The organism is Massilia sp. SYSU DXS3249 (assembly GCF_053668055.1).
Window position 1 is genome coordinate 313305 of sequence record NZ_JBSIPX010000003.1, and the last position, 12897, is coordinate 326201.

Here is a 12897-nt window from a genome sequence, read left to right on the forward strand (position 1 = left end):
GTCTTGATGCGATAAAGCTGTGGGAAATGGGCGGCCCGGGAGTCGCGCGATGGCGACTCTCCTGGTGCGTCGCGTTAGCGCCCGAGGGAATCGTCCCGGCGCGGCTTGTTGACACGCCGGACCGTTGCCGGCGCCGGGGAATTTTACGCTACCTGCTGTTCGTCGATGCGGCGCAGGCGGTTGATAATACCCTGCTCTTCGCGCGCGGAGAAGAAGTACGGATAAAACGAGCGTTCCGTCGAGGTTTCGCTGAAGGTGCCGCCGTGCTTCTTGATTTGCTCGGTGACGTATGACAGCTCGATCCGCAAGAGATAAGCCGGCGCATTCACGCGCGGATTGTCCTTCAAATCGCCTTCGCGCTTGAATCCGAGCATATGCTCGTAAAAGCGGCGGTGGCGGGGATTGACTTCGATGACGATGTCGGTGCAGTCGTGGATATCGCGGGCGTAAATCACCGCGAGGTGGAACAGGTTGGCCAGCGAGGTTTTCGAGCGGACCGTCGGGTCGAAGGCGAGCTTGGTGAATTCGCACAGCTTCGCCCCGCGCGCACGGTGCGCGTCGAGTTCTTCCTTGAAAATCTGGTCGGCCATCAGGCCGATGGGCGAGTCGATACCGAGCGTCAGGGTGCCTACCACGTCGCCTTTGTCAGTGGCTGTCAGGGTAATGCGATTGGGATCGTCGCTGAACTGGTGCGAGCCAGCATAGCCGCGCCAAGCATACATTTTGTTGACCAGCATGCTGGCCGAATTGCGTCCTTTCGCCGTATCGGTAAGCCGGATTCCATATGAATCTTGGTTCACGATAACATCCTCTAATTCTGAGTTCGCCATATTATCGCGATCCTCTGAAACATGAGCGTTCGATAGAAATTCGACGGAACTCTCTTCGTGTTCCTGCAAATCGTCGGGATTCATCATCGGGACACCTTCGTTTTGGGGCGCCGCCGCTCACGACGGCGGCGCCTTTTTGACGTTTCCCGCACCCTGTCCGGCAAAGCGGCGGGCGCGGTTCTGTTGTCTTTTATTTATTTTAAATACTAGACGGTTATAACATTTTTAGCAACGAACGCGCTTCTTCGAGTTGCGCAAATGGCTGATTTTGTGCCAGCAGGGTTTCCAGTTCCTTGCGCGCGCCATTCTTGTCGCCCGATTTATGCAGGCCGACCGCCAGGTGATAGCGGATTTCCGGGCTTTGCGGCTGGCCCGCCGCCGCTTTTTGCAGCAGCGGCAAACCACGCGCGGTATCGCCTTTCTCGACCAGCATCCACCCCAGCGTATCCATCACGGCCGGGCTGTTGGCGGATACCTTATAGGCCTGCTCGGCCGTGGCCAGCGCACGCGGATCCTTCTGCTGGGCGTAGGCCCAGGCCAGGTTGTTCAGCGCCGCGCCGTTGTTCGGGTTGCGCTTGACCAGGGTTTCCAGAATCGCCGCAGCCGGCTTGTATTCCGACGCCTTCAGGTGCGATTCGGCCAGGTACATCTGGACGGCCGGATCGTCCGGGTTGGCCTTGGCAAAGGCGGCCACGCGCGCCTGGGCTTCCTTGTCCTTGCCCATGGTCTTGAGCAGCTCGGCGCTGCGGATCAGGATGGACCCCGACTTGCTGATCGCCATCGCCTTGTCGTAGGCGGCCACGGCCCCCGCCGGGTTCTTTTGCGCGCGCTGCAGGTCGCCTTCGAGCAGGAAGCCGACCGGCGACTTCGGATCGGCGGCCTGCACCTCGCGCGCCAGCGCCAGCGCCTCGTCGGTGCGGCCGCGGCGCATTGCCAGTTCGACCTGGAGCACGCGGGCCCGGACCATGCCCGGCTCGAGCGCGACGGCGCGCTTGAGCGCGTCGGCCGCGGCGGCGTCGTTCTTCAGCTGGGAGTGGGCCGAGGCCAGGCGAATCTGCGCCGCCGCCGATTTCGGTACCGCGGCGACCAGCTTGCTGTAGCTGTCGAGGGCGCCCTGGCCGTCGTCGTTGGCCAGCTGGGCCTGGCCGAGCAGGTCGAGCAGGTCGACGTTGGCCGGGTTCGCGGCCTGGAACTTGCGCGCCAGCGTCAGCGCCTTCTTTTCCTGTTTCGTGGCGAGATACTGGTTGCCGAGCTTGAGCACCGGCGCGATCGCGTCCGGGTTTTCGGCTTGCGCCTTCTCCAGCCAGGTGGTCGCTTCCTCGGGACGCTTTTGCAGCATCGCCAGTTCGGCCAGCGCGGACATCGCGCCGAAGTTCTTCTTGTCGCTTGCCAGCACCGTCTCGAAACGCTTGCGCGCCGCATCCGGCTTGTTTTCCAGCAGGTCGAGCTTGGCGAGGTTAGCGGCAGCCGGGAAGAAGGTGGGCTTCAGTTGCAGCGCTTTCTCGAAAGCGCCGCGGGCGCCGGCGACGTCGCCCTTGCCGAGCAGGACGCTTGCCTTCAGGTTGTGGGTCTGCGGGTCGTCGCCCTTGATCTGCTCGAGCTTGGCGAGGGCGGCAAGCGCCTTGTCGTAGTGCTTCAGGCCGGCTTCGGCCTGGACCAGCGCGGTCAGGGCGCGGTCCGACTTCGGATCGAGTTCGGTGGCGCGTTCGAGTTCGCCGATGGCGCGGGCGGTGTCGCCCTGGCCGAGGCGTGCGAGGCCGAGCGAGGTACGCACCACGGCCGCTTCCGGCGCCAGCTTGGCCGCCTGTTCGAAATAGGTCGTCGCCTTGCCGAACTCGCGCGCCTGCATGTGCGATTCGCCCGCCAGCGCCAGCAGTTGCGGGTCGGTCGATTTGTCCAGCATCGGCGTGAGCGTGTTTACCGCCTCGCCCGGCTGCGCGGTCTTGAGCTGGGCCTGGGCCATCAGCTTGCGCGCATGCAGGTTGTTCGGATCGGTCTCCAGGTATTTACGCAGGTGCATCTGCGCCTGTTGCGGCGCCTCCAGGTTCAGCTCGACCGCGCCGGCCAGCAGGATGCTCGGCATGTGCTCGGGAGCGCTCTTGAGGACGCGCTGCAGCGACTCGCGCGCCGCCGCGTTCTTGCCTTGTGTGTAGTCGAGCAGGGCCTGGGCATAGGTGACGAGGAGGCTGTTCGGCGCGTTCTTCTGGGCCGCCGCGATCTCTGCCTGCGCTTCGGGGAACTTGGCCTGGTTGATGCGGATATACGCCTTTTCCAGGTTGGCGTTGCGGTCTTGCGGACGCAGGGCCAGCACCTTGTCGAAGGCGGCCAGCGCCTCGTCCGGCTTGTTCATGCCGCGCAGCATACCGCCGCGGAACATCCAGACTTCCGGATTGTTCGCGTCCTTCGCCACCGCTTCGCTCGCATAGCGCTCGGCCGTCGGCAGGTCCTGCTTGACCAGCGCCAGGCGGGCCAGGCCGGTGAGGGCGGCGCCGTTGGCCGGCTGCAGCGCCAGCGCCGCCTCGTAGGCCGCCTTCGCGCCTTCTTGGTCGTTGGTGGCCAGCAGCGCATCGCCGCGAATGGCCGTCAGCGGAGCCGACTTGGCGGCGATTTCCGGTTTGATTTCGTTCAGCAATTCCTTGAACTTGCCTTGCGCCTGCATGGCCTGGGCGAGCAGGGGCAGGGTGCGCTCGGCAGGGATGCCGAGGCTGGCCGCCTTGCGCAGCTCCTTGTCGGCCGACAGCGCGTCGCCCGTTTCCAGGTACAGCGTGGCGAGCTGCATGCGTGCCTCGCCATCTTCCGGGCTCTTCGCCACTGCATTCTTCAGCTGGATCATGGCGGCCTTGTGGTCGCCCTTCTGTTGGTATTGCTTGGCCTCGGCCAGCAGGCTGGCGGTCGACTGGTCGCGGGTGCAGCCGCCCAGGCCGGCGAGCAGCAGGGCGCCGGAGACCACAGCGGTAGTGAGTTTGAGCTTGGAGACGGTACGGGACATGGGTTCCTCAGGTTTTACGGAGTGCAGACACGCCGAGCGTCGCCGACGAGTTTCTTGACTAACAATAATACCTTAAGGAATGGCTTAGTTCCCGCACAATGCGAATCGTGTTGCAGGCACGCGATTTCCCTGTGGAATGATCACGCGACCAGCGCTGCCCGGGACTTAGAGCGCCTAACAAAACCTTCAGAGCAAGGCGCAGCGGCGAAGACAGTACGACTGTACGGCAAGGAGCTGCAACGCAGCTATGGAGGTTTTGTTAGGCGCTCTTATTCAGATTCGCCTTTGCGCAGGCGGCTGAGCAGGGCGTCGACGTTGTCGCCCACCGGCAGGCCATGGCGGCGCAGCAGCTGGATGTGCAGCACCATGTTTTCCAGCACCAGCTTGGCCGACACGGCAAGCAGGGTCATCAGCCTGTCCTCGGTGCTGAAATTTTCCATGGCCGCGGCCATTTCGCACAGGTGATTGGCCACCAGTGCGCGCAGGTCGTCCTCGGCGAAAGGCAGGTCGGCGAAGTCGATCGGGTCTTCCTGCTCGACTTCGCGCATCAGGGCGGCCAGTTGTTCCGGCTTGATCGGCATGCGGTCCTCCAGGCGTGAATGATGGCTTATTGTAGGCCAGCATCGCGGCGCTGGCGGTACCCATGAACCGGGGAGCGGCACGGCACCTGATACGACGCAGCCTGTTCTGTTTTTTTTCAAGCGCTGCGCCGGCATGGTCTAGAATCGGATCATGCCAAATAGCAACTCGTTAAATATCGGGATCGTCGGCGCCGGCACGGCCGGACTGGCCGCTGCCATCGCGCTCGCGCGGGCAGGGCACCGCGTCACGGTCTTCGAAAAGCATGCGGCGCTGTCGGCATTGGGCGCGGGCCTGCTGATCCAGCCACAGGGCGTGGCCGCATTGGAGGCGCTGGGTGTGGGCGCCGCCTTTGCCGCGGCCAGCGTGCCGGTCACGCGGCTGCTCGGCACCTGTCACCGCGACTGGACGCTGGTCGACATCGAGTACGGCGCGCTTGAGGCGCGCGGGGTCAGCCGCGCGGCGCTGTCGCGGCTGCTGCTGGAGGCGGCGCTGCAGGCCGGCGCGCGGATCGAATACGACAGCGAGGTAGAGCGGATCGCCGACGACGGCGAGCAGGCGGTGGCCTGCCTGCGCTCGGGAACGCGCCGCTTCGACCTGGTAGCGATTGCCGACGGCGCCGGCTCGCGCTTGCCGGCGCAGGCCGGGCTGGCGGTGGCGTCCACCGTGTACGAATGGGGCGCACTCTGGGCGATGTTCGACGTCGCGCACTGGCCCGGCGACGCGCTGCTCGAACAGCGCTACCGGACCACGCGCCAGATGTTCGGCCTGATGCCCACCGCGCGCGTAGACGGCAAGCTGACCCTGTCGATGTTCTGGAGCCTGCCTTGCCGGGACTACGCAGCCTGGGCCAGCCGCCCGATCGAGGAGTGGAAGGCCGAATTGCTGGACCTGTGGCCGGCATCGGCGCCGGTCGTCAGCCAGATCGCACGCCACGACCAGTTTGCACTGGCAACCTACCGCCACGCGCGCGCCAGGCGCCTGGCCGGCGGCCGGGTATGCGTCATCGGCGACGCCGCCCATTCGATGAGCCCCCAGCTCGGCCTCGGCACGACACTCGCGGTGCAGGACGCGCTGGCGCTGGCGCAAGCCGTCTGCAGGCACGGCGCGGTGGACGGCGCCGCCGCCTATTCCACCGAGCGCCTGTGCGCCGTGCGCAACTATCAACTGCTCAGCAAGGCGCTGACACCGTGTTTCCAGGCCGACGGCGGCGGCTTGTGGCGCGACCTGATGTTCGCGGCCGGCCTGAAAATCCCGGGCATCCGGCGCCTCATGTACCGCAGCATCGCTGCTCCCGCAAAAGCCTTCAAACAAAAAAAATCCCCTCACGCCGTGGAGGCGTGAGGGGATCTTAGTACAGGCGCGGGCGCCGGCTTACATATTACGGCGGTACTGCCCACCCACTTCGAACAGCGCAGTCGTGATCTGGCCCAGCGAGCAGACGCGCACGGCGTCCATCAGCTTTTCGAACACGTTCTGGTTGTCGATCGCGGCCTGCTGCAGCGCTGCCAGGGCGGCTGGCGCCTCGGCGGCGTGGCGCGTGTGGAAGGCTTCCAGGCGCGTCAGCTGCGACTGCTTTTCGTCGTCGGTCGAGCGGGCCAGTTCGATCGTGGCCGGGGCTTCCGCGCCCTTCGGGTTGCGGAAGGTGTTGACGCCGATGATAGGCAGCGAGCCGTCGTGCTTCTTGTGCTCGTACAGCATCGACTCTTCCTGGATCTTGCCGCGCTGGTAGCCGGTTTCCATCGCGCCCAGCACGCCGCCGCGTTCGGCGATGCGCTCGAATTCCTGCAGCACGGCTTCTTCGACGAGGTCCGTCAGTTCGTCCATGATGAACGAGCCCTGGTTCGGGTTTTCGTTCTTGGCGAGACCCCATTCGCGGTTGATGATCAGCTGGATCGCCAGCGCGCGGCGGACGGATTCGTCGGTCGGCGTGGTGATGGCTTCGTCATACGCGTTGGTGTGCAGCGAGTTGCAGTTGTCGTAGATTGCGATCAGCGCCTGCAGCGTGGTGCGGATGTCGTTGAAGTCGATTTCCTGGGCGTGCAGCGAGCGGCCCGAAGTCTGGATGTGGTACTTCAGCTTTTGCGAGCGGTCGTTCGCGCCGTACTTGTCGCGCATGGCCACGGCCCAGATACGGCGCGCCACGCGGCCCAGCACCGTGTATTCCGGGTCCATGCCGTTCGAGAAGAAGAACGACAGGTTCGGGGCGAAGTCGTCGATGTGCATGCCGCGCGCCAGGTAGGCTTCGACGAAAGTAAAACCGTTCGACAGAGTAAAGGCCAGCTGCGAGATCGGGTTCGCGCCCGCTTCGGCGATGTGGTAGCCCGAGATCGACACCGAGTAGAAATTGCGCACCTGGTGGTGCACGAAGTATTCCTGGATGTCGCCCATGACCTTCAGCGAGAATTCGGTCGAGAAGATGCAGGTGTTCTGGCCCTGGTCTTCCTTCAGGATGTCGGCCTGCACCGTGCCGCGCACGTTGGCCAGCACCCATTCCTTGATCTTCTGCGCTTCGTCGTCGGTCGGCTGGCGATGGTTATCCTGCACGAACTTCTCGATCTGCTGGTCGATGGCAGTGTTCATGAACATCGCCAGGATGGTCGGCGCCGGGCCGTTGATCGTCATCGAGACCGAGGTGCTCGGGCTGCACAGATCAAAGCCGTCGTACAGCACCTTCATGTCGTCCAGGGTCGCGATCGAGACGCCCGAGTTGCCCACTTTACCGTAGATGTCGGGGCGCAGCGCCGGGTCGGCGCCGTACAGGGTCACCGAGTCGAAGGCGGTCGACAGACGCTTGGCGTCCATGCCGGTCGAAACGAGCTTGAAGCGCTTATTGGTGCGGAAGGCGTCGCCTTCGCCGGCGAACATGCGGGTCGGGTCTTCGTTCTCGCGTTTAAAGGCGAACACGCCGGCCGTGAACGGGAAGGAGCCCGGCACGTTTTCCAGCATCAGGAAGCGCAGCACTTCGCCGTGGTCTTCGTACTTCGGCAGGGCGACCTTGCGGATGGTGGTGCCGGACAGGGTCTTTTGCACCAGTTTGGTACGGATTTCCTTGTCGCGGATTTTAACGACGTAGTCGTCGCCGGCATAGGCGGCCTGCATGTCGGGCCACATGGTCAGCAGCTTTTTCGCGCTGCCGTCCATCGCGTTTTCGCGCTCGGTGATCAGGTCGTCCAGCACCACTTCGCGGTTGGCGGCGACCAGCATGCGCTTGGTTTCCATCAGCTGCTGGCGCTCACGCGCGAGTTTTACCTGTTTCGCGGTGTTCTTGTGGTAGCCGCGCACGGTGTCCGAGATTTCGGCCAGGTAGCGCGCACGGGCTGGCGGCACGATGACGTTCTTGCCGCTCGAGGCTTTCTGGCCTGGGGCGGCCAGCTTCGACGGCTCGACCCGCAGGCCGAGTTCGGCCAGCTTCGGCAGCAGGCCGTGGTAGAGGGCGGTAACGCCGTCGTCGTTGAAACGCGAGGCCTGGGTGCCGAACACCGGCATCTCGTCCGGGCTCTGGCTCCACAGTTCGCGGTTGCGCTGGTATTGCTTGGAGACGTCGCGCAGCGCGTCGAGCGCGCCCTTGCGGTCGAACTTGTTGATCGCGATGAAGTCGGCGAAATCGAGCATGTCGATCTTTTCCAGCTGCGAGGCGGCGCCGAATTCCGGGGTCATCACGTACATCGAGGCATCGACGTGCGGCACGATCGCCGCGTCGCCCTGTCCGATGCCGGAGGTTTCGACGATCACGAGGTCGAAACCGGCGACCTTGCAGGCGGCGATCACGTCCGGCAGTGCGTGCGAGATCTCCGATCCCGCTTCGCGCGTGGCGAGCGAGCGCATGAAGACGCGCGCCTGGCCGTTCCACGGATTGATCGCGTTCATGCGGATGCGGTCGCCCAGCAGGGCGCCGCCCGACTTGCGGCGCGACGGGTCGATCGAAATGACGGCGATGTTCAGGCGGTCGCCCTGGTCGAGGCGGATGCGGCGAATCAGTTCGTCGGTCAGCGAGGATTTGCCCGCGCCGCCGGTGCCGGTGATGCCCAGTGCCGGCACTTTTACACCGTCGGCCGCTTCGACGATCTGCTTGCGCAGTTCCGGGTCCGCTTTACCGTTTTCCAGCGCGGTGATCAGCTGGGCCAGCGGGCGGTGGCGTTCGGCGATCTCGCCGCTGCGGAGCGCGTCGATCGTGGTCGGGGCGTAAGGAGAGAGGTCGATGTCGCAGGCCTCGATCATCGAGCGGATCATGCCGACCAAGCCCATGCGCTGGCCGTCTTCCGGGCTGAAGATGCGGGCGACGCCATAGGCGTGCAGTTCTTCGATTTCGGACGGGACGATCACGCCGCCGCCGCCGCCGAAGACCTTGATGTGGGCGCCGCCGCGCTGGCGCAGCAGGTCGATCATGTACTTGAAATATTCGACGTGGCCGCCTTGGTAGCTGGAGATGGCGATGCCTTGCACGTCTTCGGCGAGGGCCGCGGTGACGACGTCGTCGACCGAGCGGTTGTGGCCGAGGTGGATCACTTCGACGCCGTTCGACTGCAGGATGCGGCGCATGATGTTGATCGAAGCGTCATGGCCGTCGAAGAGCGAGGCGGCAGTGACGAAGCGGACCTTGTTGGCGAGCTTCGGCTGCTCCGGCAGCTCGAGCTTGGCGGCGGGGGTGATGTCGTTCATGGGGTTCCTTCTGGAATCGGAAGCGGACAGGTTCGATTTGTACGGTATATGACGTTAACGTTAACGTCAAGTTCGGGATGTCGGGTGATCAAACGGTGAGACGGCGTGGGCACAAGTGCCCACCCTACGAAAACCGGTTTTACGTAGGGTGGGCATTCATGCCCACGCGGTACAACGCCAGCAATTAAGCGGCGCGCTTCTTGACGTTGCCGCTGAGCAGCTCCGCCTTGCGCACACGGAATTCCTCGACCGCCTTTTCCTTCACGTGGCCAAAGCCGCGGATCTGTTCCGGCAGGTTCGCCAGCTCGACGGCCTGGGCGTACGACGCGCCATTCAACGACGGCAGCATTGCCTCGATCATCGCACGGTATTCGCCGATCAGGGCGCGCTCCATCTTGCGCTCGGCGGTGTAGCCGAACACGTCGAAGGCGCCGCCGCGCAGGCCCTTCAGCTTGGCCAGCACCTTGAAGGCACCCATCATCCACGAGCCGAATTCCTGCTTGACCAGCTGGCCCTTGGCGTCCTTTTTCGCGAACAGCGGCGGCGCCAGGTTGAACTTGAATGTGAAGTCGCCTTCGAACTGGGATTTGACCTGTTCCAGGAAGCGGCCGTCGGTGTACAGGCGCGCCACTTCGTACTCGTCCTTGTAGGCCATCAGCTTGAAGTAGTACTTCGCGACCGCCATCGACAGTTTGTTGCCCAGGCCTTGCGCCGTCTCGGCGGCGCGCACCTTCTCGACCAGCTCGGCGTACAGGGCGGCGTAAGCGGCGTCCTGATAGGCGCTCAAGGCTTCGACGCGCTTCTTGATGACGGTGTCGAGGCTCTGCGGCATCTGCACCAGCACGGCCTGGGTCGGCGTGGCGACCTTTTCGACGCGCTTGAAGTCGACGGCGGCGCGGCGGCCCCACAGGAAGCTCTTCTTGTTCGAATTAACCGCTACGCCATTCAGTTCGATCGCGCGCATCAGAGACGCTTCGGTCAAAGGAATGCGGCCTTTCTGCCAGGCGTATCCCATCAGGAACAGGTTCGTTGCAATCGAATCGCCCATCAGCGCGGTGGCCAGCTTGGTGGCGTCGACGAAATCGGCGCCGGCGTTGCCGCCCACGGCTTCGACGATCAGGCCGCGCACGTCCTCGGCCGGGAACTGCCAGTCGGCGTTCTGGGCGAAGGTGCCGGTCGGCTGCTCGTGCAGGTTGACGATCGCCAGCGTGCGGCCCGGACGCATTTTCGAGATCGCATCGGCGGCGCCCGTGGTCAGCATGTCGCAACCGAGCACCAGGTCCGCTTCGCCGGTGGCGATGCGCTGGGCGCGCAGGCGCTCGGGCGTTGCGGCGATCTTGACGTGCGAGGTAACGGAACCGTTCTTCTGGCTCATGCCGGTCATGTCCAGCACCGAGGCGCCCTTGGCTTCCAGGTGCGCGGCCATGCCCATCAGCGCGCCGACGGTGATCACGCCAGTGCCGCCGATGCCGTTGATGAGGATATTGTAAGGGTGCTCGATCGACGGCAGAACCGGCTCGGGCAGGATGCCCCAGCCGTCGTCGCCATCGCCCTTGGTGACCCCAGCCTTGCTCTTCTTGAGCGTGCCGCCTTCGACGGTCACAAAACTCGGGCAGAAGCCCTTCGCGCACGAATAATCCTTGTTGCAGGACGACTGGTCGATGGTGCGCTTGCGGCCGAAGTCGGTCTCTTTCGGCAGGATCGAGACGCAGTTCGACTGGATGCCGCAGTCGCCGCAGCCTTCGCAGACGGCTTCGTTGATGACCATGCGCTTGTTCGGATCGGCGAACTCGCCCTTCTTGCGGCGGCGGCGCTTTTCGGCGGCGCAGGTCTGGTCGTAGATGATGACCGACACGCCCGGCAGTTCGCGCAGCTCGCGCTGGATGTCGTCCATCTCCTTGCGGTCGTGCAGGGTGACCAGGGCCGGCAGGCTGGAACGGTCCGCATAGCGCGACAGGTCTTCGGTGACCAGCGCGATGCGTTTGACGCCTTCGGCCGCCATCTGCTGGGCGATCATCGGCACCGAGGTCTGGCCGTCGACCGGCTGGCCGCCGGTCATGGCGACCGCGTCGTTATAGAGGATCTTATAGGTGATGTTGACCTTCGCCGCGACTGCCGCGCGCACGGCGAGATAGCCCGAGTGGAAATAGGTGCCGTCGCCCAGGTTCTGGAATACGTGCGGCACTTTCGAGAACGCGGCCTGGCCGATCCACGGCGTGCCTTCGCCGCCCATGTGGGTGGTCAGCTTGTTCATCTCCGGGTAGATCGAGGTCGCCATCACGTGGCAGCCGATGCCGGCCAGCGCGAACGAACCTTCCGGTACCTTGGTCGAGGTGTTGTGCGGGCAGCCCGAGCAGTAAAACGCCGGGCGGAAGGGCGTGGTGATGGCTTTCTGCAGCACCGCATCCTTGGCGTCGAGGAAGGCCAGGCGTGCCTTGATGAGGTCACGCGTGGCGTCGTCTTCGATCAGGCGCAGGCGAGCGAGGCGGCCGGCGATCACGCGCGCCACCTGCGCGACTGAAAAATCGGCCTTCGGCGGCAGCAGCCAGTCGCCACGCGGGGCAACCCATTCTCCCTTGTCGTCGAACTTGCCGATGATGTGCGGACGCACGTCGTCGCGCCAGTTGTACAGCTGTTCCTTGAGCTGGTATTCGACGACTTGCCGCTTTTCTTCGACCACCAGGATCTCGTCCAGGCCTTGCGCGAATTCGCGCACGCCTTCCGGCTCCAGCGGCCAGATCATCGCGACCTTGAACAGGCGCAGACCGACTTGCGCGGCCATGGCTTCGTCGATGCCGAGTTCTTCCAGCGCTTCGAGCACGTCGAGGTAGGATTTACCGGAGGCGATGATGCCGAGCTTGGCGTTCGGGCTGTCGATCGTCGTGTGGTTCAGCTTGTTTTCGCGGGCGTAGGCGAGCGCCGCGTAGATCTTATAGTCCTGCATCAGCGCTTCCTGCGCGCGTGCCTGCTGGCCCAGCGGCACCGACGACAGGCGCGTGTTCAGGCCGCCTTCGGGCATCGTGAAGTCCTTCGGCAGTTTCACCTGCACGCGGTGCGGGTCGGCGTCGACCGAGGCGCTCGACTCGACCGTGTCGGCGAGCGCTTTGAAGGCGACGGCGCAGCCCGAGAAGCGCGACATGGCCCAGCCGTGCACGCCCAGGTCCAGGTATTCCTGCACATTGCACGGGTACAGCACGGGGATCATGCAGGCCGAGAAGATGTGGTCCGACTGGTGCGGCAGGGTCGAGGAATAGGCGCCGTGGTCGTCGCCGGCGACCAGCAGCACGCCGCCGGTTTTCGCCGTGCCCGCATGGTTCATGTGCTTGAAGACGTCGCCGCAACGGTCCACGCCGGGGCCTTTGCCGTACCACATGGCGAACACGCCGTCGTACCTGGTCGGGCCGATCAGGTCGACGGTTTGCGTGCCCCAGACGGCGGTGGCGGCCAGGTCTTCGTTCACGCCCGGCACGAATTTCACATGGCTCGCTTCCAGGTGGCCCTTGGCCTTCCACAGCGTCTCGTCGAGGCCGCCCAGGGGCGAGCCGCGGTAGCCCGACACGAAGCCGGCCGTGTTCAGGCCGGCGGCGGCGTCGCGCTCGCGCTGCATCATCGGCAGGCGCACGAGGGCCTGGATACCCGACAGGAAGATGTTGCCCGATTTCGCGGTGTATTTGTCGTCGAGGGTGACGGTGGTGAGGCGGGACGAGACGTCCTGCGCGGCAGCTTGCGGCGCGACGGTATCGGGCATGCGGGTCTCCAAGATCGTTGGGTGTTGTGTCCCGCCAGCTCTGGCGCCGGGTAGGCGGCCGAATGTGACGGGTTGGTGTCGCTTGTCGG

Annotated in this window: 6 protein-coding genes; 1 reads left to right on the forward strand and 5 read right to left on the reverse strand. The window is 64.6% G+C overall.

The genetic code is table 11. The features are described from left to right. Positions 1 to 143: 143 nt before the first annotated feature. The 3 genes from ACWCIA_RS05680 to ACWCIA_RS05690 form a co-directional block, all read right to left on the reverse strand. Positions 144 to 917 carry an N-acyl amino acid synthase FeeM domain-containing protein gene (locus ACWCIA_RS05680; protein ID WP_454161618.1) on the reverse strand — a complete coding sequence of 258 codons (774 nt, stop codon included), beginning with the start codon at positions 915 to 917 and terminating at the stop codon, positions 144 to 146. A 127-nt stretch (positions 918 to 1044) separates the two neighbouring features. Continuing rightward, positions 1045 to 3819, reverse strand: a complete 2775-nt coding sequence (gene prsT, locus ACWCIA_RS05685; RefSeq protein WP_454161619.1) for an XrtA/PEP-CTERM system TPR-repeat protein PrsT — start codon at positions 3817 to 3819, stop codon at positions 1045 to 1047. A 269-nt stretch (positions 3820 to 4088) separates the two neighbouring features. Then, positions 4089 to 4400 (reverse strand): hypothetical protein, encoded by a 312-nt coding sequence (locus tag ACWCIA_RS05690; protein WP_454161620.1) that lies wholly within the window; start codon positions 4398 to 4400, stop codon positions 4089 to 4091. Positions 4401 to 4551: 151 nt separating this feature from the next. On the opposite strand from ACWCIA_RS05690, the gene ACWCIA_RS05695 reads away from it, so the two are divergent. Next, on the forward strand, positions 4552 to 5742 hold the full coding sequence (locus tag ACWCIA_RS05695; protein ID WP_454161621.1) for an FAD-dependent oxidoreductase: 1191 nt from the start codon (positions 4552 to 4554) through the stop codon (positions 5740 to 5742). 30 nt (positions 5743 to 5772) lie between these two features. Here the strand turns inward: ACWCIA_RS05695 and icmF are convergent, their stop codons facing one another. After that, positions 5773 to 9060: a fused isobutyryl-CoA mutase/GTPase IcmF gene (gene icmF, locus ACWCIA_RS05700; RefSeq protein ID WP_454161622.1), complete on the reverse strand. Its 3288-nt coding sequence runs from the start codon at positions 9058 to 9060 to the stop codon at positions 5773 to 5775. 184 nt (positions 9061 to 9244) lie between these two features. Then, complete coding sequence (locus ACWCIA_RS05705) at positions 9245 to 12808, reverse strand: indolepyruvate ferredoxin oxidoreductase family protein (protein ID WP_454161623.1); 3564 nt, start codon at positions 12806 to 12808, stop codon at positions 9245 to 9247. Positions 12809 to 12897 lie beyond the last annotated feature (89 nt).

Coding starts and splice junctions, on each gene's coding strand:
- prsT (WP_454161619.1), bottom strand. CDS start 3,819: ATGTCCCGTACCGTCTCCAAGCTCAAACTCACTACCGCTGTGGTCTCC.
- ACWCIA_RS05705 (WP_454161623.1), bottom strand. CDS start 12,808: ATGCCCGATACCGTCGCGCCGCAAGCTGCCGCGCAGGACGTCTCGTCC.
- icmF (WP_454161622.1), bottom strand. CDS start 9,060: ATGAACGACATCACCCCCGCCGCCAAGCTCGAGCTGCCGGAGCAGCCG.
- ACWCIA_RS05690 (WP_454161620.1), bottom strand. CDS start 4,400: ATGCCGATCAAGCCGGAACAACTGGCCGCCCTGATGCGCGAAGTCGAG.
- ACWCIA_RS05695 (WP_454161621.1), top strand. CDS start 4,552: ATGCCAAATAGCAACTCGTTAAATATCGGGATCGTCGGCGCCGGCACG.
- ACWCIA_RS05680 (WP_454161618.1), bottom strand. CDS start 917: ATGATGAATCCCGACGATTTGCAGGAACACGAAGAGAGTTCCGTCGAA.